The sequence below is a fragment of the uncultured Marinobacter sp. genome, from assembly GCF_947488835.1.
In the GTDB taxonomy this organism is placed as follows: Bacteria; Pseudomonadota; Gammaproteobacteria; order Pseudomonadales; family Oleiphilaceae; genus Marinobacter.
The window spans coordinates 295413-313329 of the sequence record NZ_CANLBK010000003.1 but is presented as its reverse complement, the minus strand read 5'-3'; the positions used below and the strand labels follow the sequence as shown (position 1 = coordinate 313329).

Below are 17917 nucleotides of genomic sequence, written 5' to 3'. Positions count from 1 at the left end.
TCCGTTGAGTGATAATTCAGTAGCAGGGCTGACGGCCCGTTATGGCGATAACTGGCGTTGGCTAGCGGTCTGTACGGTAATGGTGGGCACCATTGCCACCGTGTTGAGTGCCACTGTAGTGAATGTGGCACTTCACGAAATCATGGTGGAATTTGGTATACGTCAAGGCATGGTGCACTGGCTCGCAACCGGGTTTATTGCGGCCATGACCACCACCATGCTGGCGTCTTCATGGCTGCTTGATCATTTTGGCGTGCGCAAAACCCTGGCGGTTGCCATGGCAGCGTTTACGGTGATTTCCGTGGTTGGCGGTTTTGCCAGTTCGCCGGAACAGCTCATTGCTGCGCGTATTGGTCAGGGCGCCATGGCTGGCCTTATGCAGCCCATGGGCATGTACCTGGTGTTCCGCATATTCCCCCGAAATAAACGCGGCCAGGCCATGGGGATCTATGGCATGGGCGTGGTACTGGCACCGGCACTCGGGCCTGTGCTGGGCGGCTTTCTGGTGGATCAGCTGGACTGGCGCTTTGTAATGTTTGCACCAGTCCCGGTCACCTTCGTTGGCGTATTTATGGCGCTGAGATTCCTGCCGGTGCCGGCCTCCAAACCAGCGCCTTATCGGTTTGATCTGCCCGGCCTGGTGTTGCTGGGTGCAACTATCGGGTTTGCTCTTGATACCCTGAACCGCCTGCAAAATCTGGACGGTCAGGAAGTTCGGGTTGCCATCGAAGGGTTGGTGGCGCTGGTGCTACTGGTCCTGTTTGTTATGCGTGAAAAGCGCATAAAGCATCCCTTGGTGAATGTCAGCCTGCTGCGTAAGCCCAGCTTCCTGTATGCAAATCTGGGCGCGATGGCGCTGGGATTGGCGCTGTTTGGTTCCACCTACCTGATACCGCTCTATGTTCAAACGGCCTTGGGTTATACAGCGACCCAGGCGGGGCTGCTGATGCTGCCGGCGGGCATTGTTTTGGGCATGACATTCCCGCTGGCCGGAAAGCTCGCCGACCGTGGCGGTGATGCACGTAAACTGGTTATTTTCGGCATGGCGATGTTTGCATCATCAGCCATTCTCTTTGCGCTATCCAACCTTACTCTGGCGTTTGGCTGGCTTGCGCTATGGACCGTATTTGGGCGTATAGGGATAGGGTTCATGTTGCCATCCTTGTCTATTGGCGCACTGAACCCACTCAAACCCGAAGAGTTGGGCGCAGGCTCCAGCACCATCAATTTTACCCGCCAGTTGGGTGGTGCTTTTGGCGTGAATATTGTGGCACTGACCATCGAGTTCGGTGAGCACAGCGGCGGCGTACCCACCATCAATGCGTTCCATGCGGCCTGGTGGCTGGTTGCTGTATTTGTAGCGCTGGCTGTGCTGCCTGTTTGGCGCATGCGGGCGTAGTGGTTTGCCATACCCGGCGTGATTGATTAGCATAAGCTCAACTCTTCAGGGGAGTAGCCTCCGCAACCGATGTCGGGCGCGGACGGTGGTCAACATACTTGGGGCTCAATCCCCATGGCGACCGTGTTTCACTTGGTTTCAGTGAAATTGGCGAGACCTGAGGCAGTTTCACCTCCAAGGGCGGAAGGTGAGCTGTCTCATGTCTGACTATCCGCCCCGGAAGAATCCATGGACGCATTTCTCACTTCTACAGTAGCCGTTGCCATTGCCGAAATTGGCGACAAAACCCAGCTACTCTCGCTTTTCCTTGTTGCCCGCTACTCCCGGCGCTTTCCCATTATTATGGGCATACTCATTGCGACGATCCTGAACCATGCCCTCTCGGCCTGGCTGGGAGCCTGGGTGGCTGCCTGGATTCCTGATGCCTGGTTACCCTGGATTCTCGCTGTGAGCTTTGTGGTTATTGCCCTGTGGCTGTTGGTGCCAGATAAAGACGACAGCGAAAGCTCACGGTTTCTGGGCATGGGCGCCTTCACAGCAACCACGGTGATGTTCTTTCTCGCAGAGATTGGTGACAAGACCCAGATAGCTACGGTTGTTCTGGCGGCCCGCTATACAGAGACGCTCTGGGTTGTTATCGGTACAACAGCGGGGATGTTGCTGGCCAATATACCGGTTATTATAGCGGGGCACTGGTTGATGGACAGATTGCCGCTGGCAACTGCCCGGGTTTGTGCAAGTATATTGTTCGCAGTTATGGCGGTGGTGACGCTGTCATCAGTGGTTTGGAACTACTGAGGGTGTCGGCTGTCACTGCATGCCAAGAAGCAGGTTTATCTGGAATGGGGTTTATGGGATTTAAAACGTATTCAGTACTGGCGTTACTAGCAGGAAGCCTGGCTTTTCAGCCAGTGTGGGCGGCAAAGCCAAAAAGCACACCAGAGCAGCCTGCGGCGGTGCAGGCAACGGATCGTAGCCCCCGTGTACCAACGTTCGAGATCAATGGGGATCTGGCGGGCCGGCTCGACGTGTTTACCACCCAGTACGAAGATACCTTTGCCGAAGTGGGTAGCCAGCTTGCAATGGGCTATCTCGAATTGGTGAAAGCCAATCCGGGCGTCGATCCCTGGCTCCCGGGTGAAGGCACCAATATCACCCTGCCGCGCCAGTACATCATTCCGGACGCCCGCCGTGAAGGCATTGTGATTAACCTGGCGGAATACCGGCTTTACTATTTTGCAGAAGATGGTGTGCAGGTCTATCCGGTGGGCGTCGGCACCTCCGAGAATCCATCCCCACTGGCCGATGCAAAGGTCACCATGCCATTGGAAGCACCGGCGTGGTATCCCCCCGAGAGCATTCGTGCCGAGCATGCAGCCTCTGGTGATTTCCTCCCCCGCATGATTCCGCCTGGCCCGGATAACCCGTTAGGAACCCACGCACTTATGCTGAGTGAGAAAGGGTATCTGATTCACGGCACCAACAAACGGTTTGGCGTTGGAATGCCCGTCAGTCATGGCTGCTTTCGCATGTACAACGAAGACATCTCGCGCTTTGTTTATCAGGTGAGCAAAGGGACGTCGGTCCAGATTGTGAATAAGCCGGTAAAAATGGGCATGTCCGGAGGTGAAGTGTGGCTTGAAGTTCACCGCCCCCATGAAGACTACAGCCAGCAGGACAGAGATCGCCTATGGCGAGAAGTAACTCAGGAGGTTGAAGCCTTCCGCTTGAAGCACCCGGGTGTAGAGGTTCAGCGCAAGGCGATAGAGCTGGCGGTAGACCAGGCGGACGGTATTCCGGCTATGGTGGGAGAGCAGATTTCACGGGTGGCTTCAGACAAAACGTCTAAAGACAAACAGAGCCCAGTATCAGATAAGCCGGAACAGAAGCTGTATTTCTGATGTCGCGCGCAGCGCAGTTTTCCATATAACGATAAATTGGGAGAATTCATGAAACGCACCATACTGATCACCGGAGCCAGTTCCGGGCTTGGTGAGGGCATGGCCCGTGAGTTTGCGGCCAGAGGCGATAACCTGGCCCTGTGCGCTCGCCGTACCGAACGGCTGGAAACCTTGCGTGATGAGCTGGCGGGCAAATACCCGCAGATTACTATCAGTATTCGTGCTCTGGATGTGAATAACCACGAACAGAATTTTGAGGTGTTCAGGGCCTTTCAGCAGGAATTTGGCAGCCTGGACCGGATTATCGTTAATGCCGGCATTGGCAAAGGCCAGCCTCTGGGTACCGGTGCGTTTAACGCCAACCGCCAAACCGCAGAAACCAACTTTGTTGCCGCCCTGGCGCAAATGGAAGCGGCCATGGAGATTTTTCGTGAGCAAAACCGGGGGCATCTGGTAACCGTGTCGTCAGTAACCGCTGTGCGTGGCATGCCGGGTAATGTGAACACCTATGCGGCAACCAAGGTGGGCCTTGCGGCACTTTCAGAGGGCTTGCGGGTTGAACTGAAAAAGACGAAATCGCCCATCAAGGTGACAACGCTGTATCCGGGCTATATCAGAACCGCAATCAATGAAAAGGTGAAGAATGCGCCGTTCATTGTGGACGCACAAACCGGCTGCAAGGCTATGGTGAAAGCGATTGAGTCGGGGAAGAGTGAGAGCTTTGTGCCCGGTTGGCCATGGACGCCTATTGGTTTCCTTATCCGGCGCCTGCCGGTTTCAGTATTGGCCAAGCTGTTCTGACGAATCAAGCGCAATAAAAAAGGCCGGGAATCCCGGCCTTTTTCTATCATGCTTTTAAGCAGAAGTCTTACTTCTTGCTTGCACGATCGAGCATACGCTTGGCGCGCTCGTTAGCTTCGTCAGCTGATTTCTGAGCTGCTTTAGCTGCGGCCAGTGCACGGTCAGCGGTCTGCTGGGCAGAACGCGCAGCGCTAGCTGCACTGTTAGCGGTGTTCATTGCCTTGTCTGCAGACTGCTCAGCAGAGCTTGCAGTTGCATTTGCTTCGTCAAGAGCGCCCTGATCGTTAGTTGCACAACCTGCAGTCAGAGCAGTAGCCAGTGCGATTCCGGCGATTGTCAGTTTACGCATTGTAAATCCCCTTATTGGTCGAGTTATTTCCTGGTGTTTCAAAAGTCAGTATAGACGACTTTCTAATAGCTTCGGCCCGATAGGCATTGACTACCGGAGTCGTGAAACAGTGTAAAACACTCTGAGAGGAATTGTTAACTCAGTATATGTATATTTTCTTAGGATATGACAACAACTTAATATTTGTACCACGGAAAAGTCGTCAGGGAAGGATGCGTATTGGCGTGCCATCGTTGACCAGCTGCCAAATTTCGTCCATTTCCTGGTTGTTAACGGCAATGCAGCCGTTGGTCCAGTCCAGACCTGTATAGGCAAAAGCCATGTCTTCTGAGCCATTGGGCAGGCCGTGTATCATAATGCTGCCACCCGGGCTCAAGCCCCAGTTTTCAGCCATCTCACGGTCGGTTTCGCTGGGGTAGGAAATGTGAATGGATTTGTAAAAGTCGCTGCCCGGGTTGCGCCAATCCAGCGTGTAGTCGCCTTCGGGAGTGCGCTCGTCGCCTTCGTAGAGCTTGTGGCCCTTGGGGTTGTCTCCCAGTGATATGCGGTAACTGCGCACAATCTCTTCCCCATTCATCAGGAAGAGCCGCCGTTGCCCTTTCTTCACCAAGACCTTGTTAACCACCAGGGAATCGCTTGGTGAGTCCTCAATGACCGGCATGTAGGTGTCGGCTCTGGCCAGCAACTCTGAGCCATAGGCCGGAAAGCATGCCGTAATAAAAAGTGCCAGAAAACACCGGGTTAATAAGCGGGGAATAGCCATATACTAAACTTACCAATGATTAATCTTTATGCAGTTCAGTTTATAACATAACCGCCCATGGGGTTGTTAAGGGGTTTTGTTAACTTTTATAGCTATCCCGTGCATAGATCACACGTTTTGTGACTTATCCATTTTTAAACCCACCTTGGTAACCTGGTCGGCTTCGGTTGCCCTTGCCACCAGAGTGACTGGCCCCAAAACAACGGTATCGCCAACAACCGGGTGACCCTTGGTGCGCTTGGCAAAACATTCAGCCAATGACAACTCGGGCGCCAACTCATCAAATGCGATGCCGTATACTTGCTCTACATCACCAAGCAGCGCATCGCCGTTCAGCACAAAGTCCCCGAAAAAAGCTCTTTCCGCAAGATACTTCGGCGTGTGACGGCCGCTCAGTGCTTTGCCCAGTTCTTTCAGCACGCTGGGCGTGGCGAACATGGCCACCATGTCGCCACTGGATACTTCCAGATCGGCCTTCGGTTGTAGACATACCCGGTTGCGGAACACTCCGGCAACAGCCGTGTTTTCAGGGAAGCGTAGTTGGCTCAGTAACCTTGGGGTTTCCCAGTTCTCGCCTCGCAATGGGAACAGCATCAGTTCGTGGTCGCCCGCAGCTGGGGCGTCGAGTGGCAAACGACGAAAAGGCTCGCCATTTGCCGGGATTTCCAGGCGCAGCAGGCGCGCAAGCGGTGTTATTGTGGTGCCCTGAACCAATAAAGAAACCAGAACAATAAAGAAAGCCGCATGGAACACCAGCTGTGCTTCCGGTAGGCCGGCTATGATCGGGAATAGTGCCAGCACGATCGGCACGGCACCCCGCAAGCCCACCCAGCTTATAAAGCCAAGCTCCCTGCGATTAAAGCCGAAAGGCCAAAGAGTGGCCAGAACGGTTAATGGCCGGATCACAAAAATCAGCGCCAGCGCTAGTACCAAGCCCGCGCCTGCCAGAGGCAGCAAGTCGGAGGGGTTCACCAGCAGCCCCAGAATCAGGAACAGGCAAAGCTGAGCCAGCCAGGCTAGCCCATCGTGTACCTGCAGAATCATCGGCATCATCCGAACCTTGCGGTTGCCGATCACTACGCCGCAAAGATAGATTGCCAAAAACCCGCTGCCGCCCAACAGGTTAATAACGGAGAACAACAGAATGCCTGCGGCTACTACCAGCAGAGGATAGAGTGATGGCATCAGGCGAATGCGGTTGGTCAATTCGGAAATAAGAAAGCCGCCAAGGACGCCGCCAATCCCACCGATGCTGAACTGCTTGAACAGCAGGATCAGTGAATCCTGAATGGCGTGATCGCCGTCGCTGGCAATCAGGGTAACCATCATCAGCGTCAGGAAGATCGCCATGGGGTCGTTACTGCCGGATTCGATTTCCAGAGTGGCGCTCACCCGCTCATTCAGGTGCAGACCGCGCCCCTGAAGCAGCGAGAACACCGCTGCCGCGTCGGTGGATGAAATGATTGCGCCCACCAGCAGTGCCGTCATCCAGCTCAGATCGAACACAAGCCAGGCGACAAGTGCCGCCCCCAGTGCTGTCATGGCAACACCAACCGTAGCCAGCAACATGGCGGGTTTCAGGCCAACGCGGAAGGTTTCAGCCCGGGTTCGCATGCCGCCATCAAGCAGGATAACGCCGAGCGCCAGGCTGGCTACAAGGAAGGAAAGTTGGAAATCATCGAATTCGATGCCGCCCGGGCCGTCTTTGCCCATCATCATGCCCACCGCAAGGAAAACAAGCAGGACCGGCATGCCTACCCGGCTGGAAAGCGGGCTCAACAGGATGCTGATGACAAGCATCAGAGCACCGACCAGGGTGAGCATTGGATCCATCAGAACTCCGTATGTGACGGCTTGCCGGGAAATGGCGAAAGCGCGAGTGGGCTAGTCCAAGTTTGCCCATCGCGAGTCCGATAGACAAGTAAGAGTGTTCCTCAATGTCAGCGGGTAATCAGTGCGTCAAAGGTGGTTATTTCGCCGGGGTTGTCTGGCTCATAACCCGGCACCGTGTTGATGCGATCTGTCAGTGCCGGGGATTTCATCAGTGTGGTCAGGTATTCCAGCGTGGTAGTGGGCAAGCGATCCTGGCGGTAGATCAACATGTAATGCTCACAAGCCAACTCAATAAAGTTCAGATTGAACTGCTCTGCCGCTGCCTGTACACCAAAACCCACTTCTGCCATACCGGAGGCTACGAAGGCGGCAATGGCAGTGTGGGTAAACTCCTGTTGAGGGGTGCGGTTAATGCTGCTCTCGGCGAGGCCTTGCTGTTTCAATAAAAGGTTAAAGAGAACTCGGGTGCCGGAATGGCGGTCCCGGCTAACAAAACTGAGCCCGGATTCGCTCAAATCCTTTAGCGTGCGGATGTCCTCATACTCACCTTTGCGCATCATCAGCCCTTCGCGCCTGGTAACAAAGCGGATCAGGCGGTGGTTTTTGTCGCTCAGATGCCGTCTGTAGTGACTAAGGATCTGTTGGGCAAGCGCCGGGCAGGTTGGTAGGTGAAAGCTCGCCACGTCGCATTCGCTGCGGTTCAGCGCGGTAAGTGCTTCTTCCGGATTCCTGTACTGCAGGTTGATGTTTACCTGCTGTGAAAACTCCGGCAGCAGTGCCACCGAGTACCCGTGGCTAGCATGCAGGCGCAGAGTGGGTTGTGCACCCGCGAGCAGTTGCTGAACCTGATCGTTTAGTTCCGCCGCCATGCTGTCGATTTGCGGCCCCAGCCGGGCTTTCACCCGATGCTCTGCCCATAACAGCGTTTCACCAAGGGCCGAGAGCTGGCTACCGTGGCCTTTGCGCATAACCACCAGAGGCAGGCCCAGAATATCCGCAGCCCGGTTCAGAAGGTTCCACGCATGGCGGTATGAGACCCCTGCAGTTGCTGCCGCAACCGTTAGCTTGCCGGTATCGCGAATGCTTTCCAGCAAACGAAACAGAACCGGCTCGAAGAATTCATCTGAGTCGGTACGAAACACCCAGGCAGGGGCGATATCCAGCTTTTTATTATGCATTTGCGTTCATATTCCTTAGCTGTGCAGGGAGTGCTAATTTGGCTGCAGATAGCTTTATTACTGTATCAGAATAAAAACAGGTAGGAACAATTATGCATATGTCAGAGAGTGCTAATCATAGCGCATCGGTGCCGAATCTGCCCGAGGGCTGGAGCCCTGACATCATCCGACAGGAAGTTGCAGCCTTGCAGCACAAGCCTGGTGCGCTTTTACCCATTCTCCATGCCATACAACATCGCATTGGCTATGTGCCAGACGGCGCTGTACCCATTATTGCTGAAATGCTGCAACAGAGCCGTGCAGACATCCATGGGGTTATCAGTTTCTATCACCACTTCCGGACTCGCCCTGCCGGTAGCAACCTGCTGGAAGTGTGCCGTGCGGAAGCCTGTCAGGCCCGAGGTGGCCGCGCATTTGAACGACACGTTCAGGAAAAGCTGGGCGTGGACTATCACCAAACCACCGCGGACAACGAGTTCACGTTGGAGCCGGTGTATTGCTTGGGCAACTGCGCCTGCGGCCCTTCTATTCGCGTAAACAATGAAACGGTCGGCCGAATGACCCCTCAAAAGTTCGACCAGCTGGCGGACAAACTCACCACGTCTGTTTTGCAGCTAAAATGAAGGCAGGAGCAAATCCAATGACAATGACAGTGTATGTGCCCTGCGATACCACAGCTCTTTCTCTGGGCGCCGACCGTGTAGCGCGAGAACTAAAGCGCGCAGCCGCAGCGCAAGGCCAGGAAATAAACCTGGTGCGCAATGGTTCCCGCGGGCTCTTCTGGTTGGAACCCTTGGTGGAAGTGCAAACACCCGAGGGCCGAGTAGCTTATGGCCCGGTAGAACCTGAGCAGGTAGAAGAGTTGGTGGCTGCAGGCTTGTTTGAAGGCAAACCGGATCATCCACTGTCTCTGGGCGATATCGAACAACACCCCTACCTTGCACGGCAACAGCGCCTGACCTTTGCGCGCATAGGTATCACCGATCCTGTCTGCATTGACGATTACGTTGCCCACGGCGGTTTCGCCGGCCTGAAGAAAGCCGCGAAACTCACGCCCCAGAATATTGTGGATGAAGTAAAGGCCTCTGGCCTGCGTGGCCGTGGTGGCGCGGCCTTCCCCGCAGGTATCAAATGGCAAACCGTGCTGGATGAGCCGGATGGCCAGCAAAAGTATGTGGTGTGCAACGCCGACGAAGGCGATTCCGGCACCTTTGCTGATCGCCTGGTAATGGAATGCGACCCCTACATGTTGATTGAAGGCATGGCCATTGCTGGTTTGGCAGTAGGTGCGACTCTGGGTTTTATCTATGTGCGTTCGGAATATCTTCTGTCTGAAACGATGCTGAACGACGCTATTCGCAGAGCTGAGGCCCAAGGCTATTTAGGCAATAACGTGTGCGGCAGTGGCCGCTCGTTCCAGCTGGAAGTTCGCCTTGGTGCAGGCGCTTACATTTGTGGTGAAGAAACCTCCCTGCTTGAAAGCCTGGAAGGCAAGCGCGGGCTGGTACGTTCAAAGCCGCCACTGCCCGCCATCAAGGGACTGTTCGGGCAACCCACAGTGGTAAACAACGTACTCTCGCTGGCGGCCGTACCTTACATCATGGCCCACGGCGGCAAAGCCTACGCCGACTACGGCATGGGTCGCTCGCTGGGTACCTTGCCCATTCAGTTAGCGGGCAATATCAAACAGGGTGGCCTGATTGAATTGGCCTTCGGCGCTACCCTGCGTACCGTGCTGGAAGACTTCGGCGCCGGCACCTTTACCGGCCGGCCTATGAAAGCTGTGCAGGTGGGTGGCCCGTTGATGGCCTACATGCCGGAAAGCCAATGGGACACCCCCATGGACTATGAAGCCTTCGCTGCACTCGGGGCCGGAATTGGCCACGGTGGCGTGGTGGTTTTTGACGACACTGTCGACATGGGCGAGCAGGCCCGCTTTGCCATGGAGTTCTGCGCCGTTGAATCCTGCGGCAAATGCACCCCCTGCCGAATTGGTTCGGTGCGCGGTGTGGAGGTGATTGATCGCATCCGCGCTGGCGAAAACCGCGACAGCAATCTGGAATTGTTGGAAGACCTGTGTGAAACCATGGTGGACGGTTCCCTCTGCGCCATGGGCGGCATGACCCCCTTCCCGGTTCAGAGCGTTATGAAATATTTCCCAGAAGACCTGATGGCCAGCCCGCGCCAGGTGGAGGCTTGATATGTTGCACTACTATGACCCCAGTACTCAAAGCTACGAGCCTGGCAAGAGCGGCCTGAATCCTGATTTCGACTCTTTTTCCAGGGACTTGGGCACACCGCCCAGTCTCTCAGAAGAATTGGTATCCATATCGGTGGATGGTCGTGATATCACGGTTCCCGAAGGCACCTCGGTATTACGCGCAGCGGCATTGGCAGGTATCAATATCCCCAAACTGTGCGCTTCCGACAATCTGGAAGCCTTCGGCTCCTGCCGTCTGTGTGCGGTAGAGATTGAAGGCCGCCGCGGTTATCCGGCCTCCTGCACCACGCCTGTGGCCGAAGGTATGGCCGTGACCACCCAAACCGGCAAGCTGGCGAAACTGCGCCGCAACATCATGGAGCTGTACATCTCCGACCACCCATTGGACTGCCTTACCTGCCCGGCCAACGGCAATTGCGAGCTTCAAGATGTGGCCGGCGTCGTGGGCCTGCGGGAAGTGCGTTACGGGTTTGACGGCGAGAACCATCTGGACGCCGAAACCGACAACTCCAACCCCTATTTCAGCTTCGATCCCAGCAAGTGCATTGTCTGCTCACGCTGCGTGCGAGCCTGCGACGAAGTGCAGGGCACCTTTGCGCTGACGATTGAAGGCCGCGGCTTCGATTCCAAAGTCGTTGCCAGCCAGAACGACCCGTTCATGGATTCCGAGTGCGTGTCTTGTGGAGCCTGTGTGCAGGCTTGCCCTACCTCCACATTGATGGAAAAGAGCGTAATTGAAGAAGGCCAGCCCGAGCACAGCATAGTCACTACCTGCGCCTATTGCGGAGTGGGCTGCTCGTTCAAAGCCGAAATGAAGGGTGACCAAGTGGTGCGCATGGTTCCGTACAAAGGCGGCGAAGCCAACCACGGCCATTCTTGTGTGAAAGGCCGGTTTGCCTTTGGCTACGCCACTCACGACGACCGCATCCGCGAGCCGATGATTCGAGATTCCATCAACGACCCCTGGAAAGTCGTGTCCTGGGACGAAGCACTGGCGTTTTCGGCGAAGAAACTTAAAGGCATTCAGGCCGAGTATGGCCGTGAAAGCATTGGCGGCATTACCTCCTCACGTTGCACCAACGAAGAAACCTATCTCGTGCAGAAGCTGGTGCGCGCCGCCTTTGGTAACAACAATACCGATACCTGTGCACGGGTATGCCATTCCCCTACTGGTTATGGTCTGAAAACCACCTTGGGTGAATCAGCCGGCACTCAGACCTTCGATTCGGTAATGAAGGCCGACACCATCATGGTGATCGGGGCCAACCCAACGGATGCCCACCCGGTATTCGGCTCGCTGATGCGCAAGCGTTTACGCCAAGGCGCCAAGCTAATCGTAATCGATCCGCGCCGAATCGATTTAGTCCACACGCCCAATGCCGAGGAAGGTCTGCACCTGCCGCTGCGCCCCGGCACCAACGTGGCCATAGTGAACGCCCTGGCCCATGTGATTGTGACCGAAGGCCTGGAAGATCAGGCGTTCATCAACAGCCGTTGTGATACTGAGGCCTACAACACCTGGCGCAGGTTTATTGCGGAAGAACGCAACTCCCCTGAAGCCACAGAGTCGGTAACCGGCGTAGCGGCAGACAAGGTTCGTGAGGCTGCCCGCATGTATGCACAGGCAGACAACGGTGCCATCTACTACGGCCTGGGCGTGACTGAACACAGCCAGGGCTCCACCATGGTGATGGGCATTGCCAACCTGGCGCTGGCCACGGGCAACATTGGCAAAGAGGGTGGCGGCGTGAACCCGTTGCGCGGGCAAAATAACGTGCAGGGTTCCTGCGATATGGGCTCCTTCCCCCATGAGTTGCCGGGCTACCAGCATGTGAACGATCAAGCCGTGCGTGAGCGCTTCGAAGCTGTTTGGGGTGTGCCCATCGATAACGAACCGGGGCTGCGCATTCCGAATATGTTTGACGCAGCCATCGCTGGCAGCTTCAAGGCTCTTTACGTGCAGGGCGAGGATATTGCCCAGTCAGATCCCAACACCCAGCATGTAGAAGCGGCGCTGAAAGCATTGGACTGCCTGATTGTGCAAGACATCTTCCTGAACGAAACCGCCAAGTTTGCCCATGTGTTGCTGCCGGGTTCCACCTTCCTTGAAAAGAACGGCACGTTTACCAACGCGGAGCGCCGCATCAACCGCGTGCGCAAAGTGATGGAGCCCGTTGCGGGCATGGAAGATTGGGAAGTAACCATGGCGTTGTCTAACGCTCTGGGCTACCCCATGCACTACAACCATCCTTCTGAAATCATGGATGAAATTGCATCGCTAACCCCCACGTTTACCGGCGTGAATTACGACAAGCTGGAGCAGCTGGGCAGCATTCAGTGGCCCTGCAACGATGAGTACCCGGATGGCACGCCCACCATGCACACGGTGGATTTCCCTATCGGCAAGGGCCGGTTTGCAGTAACCGAGTATTTGGCCAGTGAAGAGCGCGCTAGCCGTCGCTTCCCGCTGCTGCTAACCACCGGGCGAATCCTGTCTCAGTACAACGTTGGCGCCCAAACCCGTCGCACCAGTAACAGCGACTGGCATGAAGAAGACGTGCTGGAACTGCACCCCAGCGATGCAGAACTGCGCGGCGTAAAAGACGGTGACTGGCTGGGCATCAGCAGCCGCGTTGGCCACACTGTGCTGCGGGCAAAGCTGAGTACCCGCATGCTACCGGGCGTGGTTTACACCACCTTCCATCACCCGGGCAGCGGTGCCAACGTGGTAACCACCGACAACTCCGATTGGGCCACCAACTGCCCGGAATACAAGGTAACCGCCGTTCAGGTAGAAAAAGTGTCCCAGCCATCGGATTGGCAACGGGATTTTGTGGATTTCGACAAGCGCCAGCAGGCACTGCTGAAACCGGCCATGAGTAAGCAGGAAAATAGCCATGCAACTACTCTCAAGTAATCAGAGGCCAGCGGCTGTGGCTGATTCACCTGGCAAAACCTCGCCACCAGCAGTGAGCGAGGCCTGGGTAAATGTGCGTGGCGGTATCAAGGGCGCGCGCTCCCACGATCTGGTTGCGGAAGAAGTACCCGTGGCTATGGTGTACAACGGAGTGTCCCATGCGGTGATGATGGCTTCGCCCTGTGATCTTGAGGACTTTGCCCTGGGCTTCAGCCTGAGCGAAGGCATTCTGCAGCGGCCGGACCAGCTGTTCAGCATCGAGATAAAACCCAGCGAAGACGGCATAGAGGTGCAAATGCACATTGCCGGCGATTGCTATGCCCGCTTGCGGGAGCAACGCCGCAACATGGCAGGCCGAACCGGTTGCGGGCTCTGCGGTACAGAATCCCTTGCTCATGTGGTGCGAACCCTTGAAAAGGTGGCGACGAAGCCGCTCCCCGGTGATGAAATCGTTCAAGAAGCACTGACCAACCTGAAAAAACACCAGCCACTGCAACTGCAAACCGGTGCTACCCACGGTGCAGCCTGGTGCGATTCTCAGGGCAGAATTGTAATGGCGCGAGAAGACGTAGGCCGGCATAACGCATTGGATAAACTGATCGGCGCCCGGCTACGGGAACATGGCGAACAAGCCTTCAGTGAAGGCTTTGCACTGATCTCCAGCCGTGCCAGCTTTGAAATGGTGCAGAAAAGCGCCAACGTGGGCATAGGCAGCCTGGTGGCAGTATCCGCCCCGACTGCTTTGGCCATTCGCGAAGCCGAAAAAAGTGGCATGAACCTTATCGGATTTGCTCGCCCCGGCCGCCACGTAATCTATGCCCGTGGCGAGGAAAGGGCTCAGGAGAGACAGTTGTGAGTGATCAGCAGTTGAACAACCTGATTAAGATGCTCGACCAGATAATCGCCAATAACCTGCACCATGGTGACGACGAAAAGGTAACCGATGTAGCAGCCGACCACCTTCAAAAATTCTGGGCTCGTAGCATGAAGCAGCAAATCATTGCCTATGCCAACCAGCGCCCGGATGAGTTGTCTATTTTGGCGAAGTTGACGGTCGACAAACTCGAGCCTGCTGTGGAGGTATAGCGTGAAACTGTACAGGTTTTAACCGTTTTTAACAGACCCAAAGCACGTTTTACATATAAACTGCCTGGCGCTGATGTTGGAAATTTCACATTTGAGAAAAACTCATGCGCGGCACATACGTTGAGCTTATTGAAACCCAGGTCGATGTCGCTGACCTGGAAGTCGGAATGCACGTCATCCGACTGGATAGACCCTGGGAAGACACAGACTTCCTGGTTCAGGGGTTTATCATCAACGATATGACACAGCTGCACGCTGTGCGCCGCCAGTGTGAGTATGTGTTTATACAGGGCGTGGCTGAAAGACACCGCGAGCCCATAGAAAAAAAGCCCGGCTCCAATCGCCTTACCGGTTTTTTCAAAAGCAAAAAACAACAGGCAAAAACACCGCAACCCGGCTCGGCTCGGGTTATTCCGAGAAAGCGGGTTTCCTATATTAATCAAGTGAGTGTGGGCCGTGAGCTTCAAACCGTCAGCATGCGATTTGAAGAGGCTCAAGATACGGCCAAATCCATCATGTCTGGCTTGCGGGTAAGCCGTGCTCTGGACATCAACAACGCGCGAGCGGTTGTGAACAGTTGTGTGGAGAGCGTTCTACGTAATGAGAACGCCTTGATGCTGCTCACCAGAATCAAAAACCAGGATGAATACACCGCAGAGCATTGCATCAACGTGTCCATACTGGCGGCTGCGTTTGGCAAATCACTGGGCATGATAAAGGGTGAAATTCAGAACCTGGCGTTGTGCGGCCTGCTGCACGATGTGGGTAAAACCAAAATACCGAACGAAGTTCTGAACAAACCAGGGCGCCTGACCGCCGACGAATTTGATTTGATGAAAAACCACGCAGTTCATGGCCGAACCATACTGATGAGCACGGGCGCTGCGCTGCATTCCGCCGTGGATGTTGCCTTTTCTCATCATGAACGAGTGGATGGCCAAGGGTACCCGCGGGGCCTGCCGGCTGAAAAAATCCCTTATTTTGCGAAGATCATTTCATTGGTAGACACCTACGATGCAATCACCAGTAAGCGGGTGTACCAAAAAGCCCTGGCATCCATGCATGCGTTAGAAATTATTCACAAGAATCGCGGAACTCAGTTTGATGCGGAACTGGCCGATGCGTTTATCCAGATGATAGGGATTTACCCACCTGGCTCCATTGTTGAAATGATGAATGGAGAGGTAGGGATAGTAGTAGAGAGTGATCCTGACCATAAGCTCAAACCCAAGGTATTGATGGTACGGAATGCCCATAAATTACCAGTGACACCGGCCAGGATGCTGGACCTGAAAACCGGCCCAACAGACGAGAGAGATCAGGTTTTTCATATATCCAAAGAGGTGCCGGATGGCACCTATGGTATTGTTTTGCGGGATTTTGTGAGGGACGGTTTGATTGTAGCCGCTACTACACCAGCGCTTGATCCCGAAGAGAACGATTGAGATTACTGAGTCAGCCCTTCCATTCTTTTTAATAAAGCACTTTTGGAAACACATGTCAGGTATCGGAATAAAAGAACAAGGGTATGTTAAATCGGCCTTGATCACGGGCCTTCTCTGCGCAGTGGCATTTACAGCTGTTGTTTATGGTGCATTAACCTATCAGGCAAGCGAACAGCTCGCGGATTTAAAAATTGCTGAGCAGGCCAAAGTTAGGCTCACCTCCGGGCTACTCACCCAAATCTATGATTACGCCGCGAATGACCTGCGCACAGTGTCAAAACTGCCAGCGACCGAGGCATTCAATCAATCTCGCGCTGACATTGACAAAGTGCGGCTTAAGCAGGTGTTTCGTGTCCTGCTCGAGCAAAAATCAATCTACAACCAGATTCGCTTTCTCGACGTTGATGGAACTGAGTTGGTTCGGCTGGATTATTCATCCGGTAGCAGCGTAACTACCCCTGATGGCCAACTGCAGTCTAAAGGCACCCGTTACTATTTCACTGGCACCTTGGCCATGCCTGAGGGCAATGTGTACGTATCCCCTCTCGATTTGAATGTTGAGAACGGCCAGGTCGAATCCCCCTACCTGCCTATGGTTCGGTTTGGTGTACCAGTGTTTGGTGATGGTGGCCAAAAGCAAGGTACTGTAATTCTCAATATGCTAGGCCAGTCGCTTCTGGACACCTTCAGGCAGAGCATGGGGGAAACCTACCCGGCATTTTTGCTTAACAGCGAGGGTGGCGTGTTATCTGCTCCGGATGAAAACGACGAGTGGGGCTTCATGTTTGGCTTGCCTTCTGCATTTCAGCGAGAGTATCCGAAAGCATGGGAACACATATCACAAAGTGAAAGTGGCCATATTGATACGCCGGCAGGCCTCTTTGTGTTTGAAACGGTTCACCCGCTTCTGGGGCTGGATTCATCAGAAGGAAGTGAGGATTACGCCTGGAAGGCTGTTGCGTTTTTACCCTCAAGCACACTACCGACGAACGCACTTTTTACGCACCCATGGGTAGTTGGTTTTTACCTGATTGGTGTGGTGCTGATATTAGTGGTGACGTTCTATTTCCAGTTTTCCCTCCACAATCGCCGCCAGCTAAGGCGCGAAAACGCACAGCAGGCCCGGCGCTTCTGGAAAATCTCCAGCGTGCTTGGAGATGGCCTGATCGTTATGGATAGCGAGGGTGTTGTTACCTATATCAACCCGGAAGCTGAGCGAATTTTGGGCTGGAGTTCCGAGGAAATGGTCACCAAACAAGGGCACGATGTATTCCACGTGCATGAGGGAGATGAAACCAGCTGTTCCATCCTCAACGTGATGAATACCCGCGAGCTATACCGCAGTAAAGACGAGGAGTTTCGCCGAAAAGATAAGGCCACCATTCCGGTGATCCTGAATGCTGCTCCGCTAACCAGCGATACTGGCGATGAGGGGGTGGTGATCTCATTCCAGGATTTCTCCGAGATGAAAAAGTACCAGGAGAAAATTCACACACTCGCGTATCAGGATATTTTGACTGACCTTCCCAACCGGCGAGCTTTGGACGATCGGTTGAGCCTGGCTATTGCGCTCTCAAGGCGTCATTCCCGCTATCTTGGGCTGATGTTCCTTGATCTTGACCACTTTAAAGAAGTGAACGACACCCTTGGCCACGATGCTGGTGATAGCCTTTTAAAAGAAATCGGGGCGAGGCTGCAGAGCAGCATTCGTGAGACAGACACAGTGGCGCGTATGGGTGGAGACGAGTTCATCGTATTGCTACCGGAAGTCTCCTCACCGGAAAATGCCACAACAGTGGCTGAAAAGATTATTCAGGCAGTTGCAGCGCCCGTTTATATGCCCGAAGGGGTTGCTCGGGTGAGTGTGAGTATTGGAATTGTGGTTGCTCGCGGTGCTGGAATTACCAACGAAGGCCTTATGCAAAGTGCCGATGCAGCCATGTATGAAGCGAAGCGAGCGGGCAAGAACCGGTATTTTATCAGTGAGCATGACCTGCCAATTTCCAATACCGACGACTAGACTG

General features: G+C 54.7%; 15 protein-coding genes. 11 read left to right on the top strand and 4 right to left on the bottom strand.

All coding sequences use genetic code 11. The annotated features are described in order from the left end of the window. Positions 1 to 4 precede the first annotated feature (4 nt). The 4 genes from Q0824_RS12895 (at position 5) to Q0824_RS12880 (ending at position 4101) form a co-directional block, all read left to right on the top strand. On the top strand, positions 5 to 1399 hold the full coding sequence (locus Q0824_RS12895) for an MDR family MFS transporter (protein ID WP_298451247.1): 1395 nt from the start codon (positions 5 to 7) through the stop codon (positions 1397 to 1399). A 228-nt stretch (positions 1400 to 1627) separates the two neighbouring features. Next, positions 1628 to 2197 carry a TMEM165/GDT1 family protein gene (locus Q0824_RS12890; RefSeq protein ID WP_298451245.1) on the top strand — a complete coding sequence of 190 codons (570 nt, stop codon included), beginning with the start codon at positions 1628 to 1630 and terminating at the stop codon, positions 2195 to 2197. A gap of 53 nt (positions 2198 to 2250) precedes the next feature. After that, on the top strand, positions 2251 to 3300 hold the full coding sequence (locus tag Q0824_RS12885; protein ID WP_298451243.1) for a L,D-transpeptidase family protein: 1050 nt from the start codon (positions 2251 to 2253) through the stop codon (positions 3298 to 3300). 48 nt (positions 3301 to 3348) lie between these two features. After that, positions 3349 to 4101 (top strand): SDR family oxidoreductase, encoded by a 753-nt coding sequence (locus Q0824_RS12880; RefSeq protein WP_298451240.1) that lies wholly within the window; start codon positions 3349 to 3351, stop codon positions 4099 to 4101. A 67-nt stretch (positions 4102 to 4168) separates the two neighbouring features. On the opposite strand, the gene Q0824_RS12875 is transcribed toward Q0824_RS12880, so the two are convergent. From Q0824_RS12875 to Q0824_RS12860, 4 genes are all read right to left on the bottom strand, one after another. After that, positions 4169 to 4450, bottom strand: a complete 282-nt coding sequence (locus tag Q0824_RS12875; protein ID WP_298451237.1) for an Lpp/OprI family alanine-zipper lipoprotein — start codon at positions 4448 to 4450, stop codon at positions 4169 to 4171. Between the two features lie 202 nt (positions 4451 to 4652). Further along, positions 4653 to 5213, bottom strand: coding sequence for a L,D-transpeptidase family protein (locus Q0824_RS12870; RefSeq protein WP_298451235.1), 561 nt, complete (start codon positions 5211 to 5213; stop codon positions 4653 to 4655). Between the two features lie 108 nt (positions 5214 to 5321). After that, on the bottom strand, positions 5322 to 7046 hold the full coding sequence (locus tag Q0824_RS12865; protein WP_298451231.1) for a potassium/proton antiporter: 1725 nt from the start codon (positions 7044 to 7046) through the stop codon (positions 5322 to 5324). Between the two features lie 107 nt (positions 7047 to 7153). Then, positions 7154 to 8224, bottom strand: coding sequence for a substrate-binding domain-containing protein (locus Q0824_RS12860; RefSeq protein ID WP_298451228.1), 1071 nt, complete (start codon positions 8222 to 8224; stop codon positions 7154 to 7156). Between the two features lie 92 nt (positions 8225 to 8316). Here Q0824_RS12860 and Q0824_RS12855 point away from each other — a divergent pair, with 92 nt between their 5' ends. The 7 genes from Q0824_RS12855 to Q0824_RS12825 all read left to right on the top strand — a co-directional run bounded on the left by Q0824_RS12855 (position 8317) and on the right by Q0824_RS12825 (position 17913). Continuing rightward, entirely contained in the window at positions 8317 to 8847 is a 531-nt protein-coding gene (locus tag Q0824_RS12855) for a formate dehydrogenase subunit gamma (RefSeq protein ID WP_298451225.1), read from the top strand. A gap of 17 nt (positions 8848 to 8864) precedes the next feature. Further along, entirely contained in the window at positions 8865 to 10424 is a 1560-nt protein-coding gene (locus Q0824_RS12850; RefSeq protein ID WP_298451222.1) for a formate dehydrogenase beta subunit, read from the top strand. 1 nt (position 10425) lies between these two features. After that, a complete protein-coding gene (fdhF, locus tag Q0824_RS12845) occupies positions 10426 to 13362 on the top strand; it encodes a formate dehydrogenase subunit alpha (protein ID WP_298451219.1) in 2937 nt (978 codons plus the stop codon). Then, entirely contained in the window at positions 13343 to 14218 is an 876-nt protein-coding gene (fdhD, locus tag Q0824_RS12840) for a formate dehydrogenase accessory sulfurtransferase FdhD (protein ID WP_298451217.1), read from the top strand. Before fdhF ends, fdhD begins: the two co-directional genes overlap by 20 nt. Further along, positions 14215 to 14448, top strand: a complete 234-nt coding sequence (locus Q0824_RS12835) for a formate dehydrogenase subunit delta (protein WP_298451215.1) — start codon at positions 14215 to 14217, stop codon at positions 14446 to 14448. Before fdhD ends, Q0824_RS12835 begins: the two co-directional genes overlap by 4 nt. 104 nt (positions 14449 to 14552) lie before the next feature. Further along, the gene (locus tag Q0824_RS12830) at positions 14553 to 15893 is read left to right on the top strand and encodes an HD-GYP domain-containing protein (protein ID WP_298451212.1); all 1341 of its coding nucleotides are present in this window, start codon (positions 14553 to 14555) and stop codon (positions 15891 to 15893) included. Positions 15894 to 16014: 121 nt separating this feature from the next. Further along, positions 16015 to 17913 carry a diguanylate cyclase gene (locus Q0824_RS12825; protein WP_298451209.1) on the top strand — a complete coding sequence of 633 codons (1899 nt, stop codon included), beginning with the start codon at positions 16015 to 16017 and terminating at the stop codon, positions 17911 to 17913. Positions 17914 to 17917 lie beyond the last annotated feature (4 nt).

Excerpts from the sequence above, each read along its gene's own strand:
- Q0824_RS12890 (WP_298451245.1), top strand. The coding sequence starts at position 1,628 with ATGGACGCATTTCTCACTTCTACAGTAGCCGTTGCCATTGCCGAAATT.
- Q0824_RS12885 (WP_298451243.1), top strand. The coding sequence starts at position 2,251 with ATGGGATTTAAAACGTATTCAGTACTGGCGTTACTAGCAGGAAGCCTG.
- Q0824_RS12880 (WP_298451240.1), top strand. The coding sequence starts at position 3,349 with ATGAAACGCACCATACTGATCACCGGAGCCAGTTCCGGGCTTGGTGAG.
- Q0824_RS12875 (WP_298451237.1), bottom strand. The coding sequence starts at position 4,450 with ATGCGTAAACTGACAATCGCCGGAATCGCACTGGCTACTGCTCTGACT.
- Q0824_RS12870 (WP_298451235.1), bottom strand. The coding sequence starts at position 5,213 with ATGGCTATTCCCCGCTTATTAACCCGGTGTTTTCTGGCACTTTTTATT.
- Q0824_RS12865 (WP_298451231.1), bottom strand. The coding sequence starts at position 7,046 with ATGGATCCAATGCTCACCCTGGTCGGTGCTCTGATGCTTGTCATCAGC.
- Q0824_RS12860 (WP_298451228.1), bottom strand. The coding sequence starts at position 8,224 with ATGCATAATAAAAAGCTGGATATCGCCCCTGCCTGGGTGTTTCGTACC.
- Q0824_RS12855 (WP_298451225.1), top strand. The coding sequence starts at position 8,317 with ATGCATATGTCAGAGAGTGCTAATCATAGCGCATCGGTGCCGAATCTG.
- Q0824_RS12850 (WP_298451222.1), top strand. The coding sequence starts at position 8,865 with ATGACAATGACAGTGTATGTGCCCTGCGATACCACAGCTCTTTCTCTG.
- fdhF (WP_298451219.1), top strand. The coding sequence starts at position 10,426 with ATGTTGCACTACTATGACCCCAGTACTCAAAGCTACGAGCCTGGCAAG.
- fdhD (WP_298451217.1), top strand. The coding sequence starts at position 13,343 with ATGCAACTACTCTCAAGTAATCAGAGGCCAGCGGCTGTGGCTGATTCA.
- Q0824_RS12830 (WP_298451212.1), top strand. The coding sequence starts at position 14,553 with ATGCGCGGCACATACGTTGAGCTTATTGAAACCCAGGTCGATGTCGCT.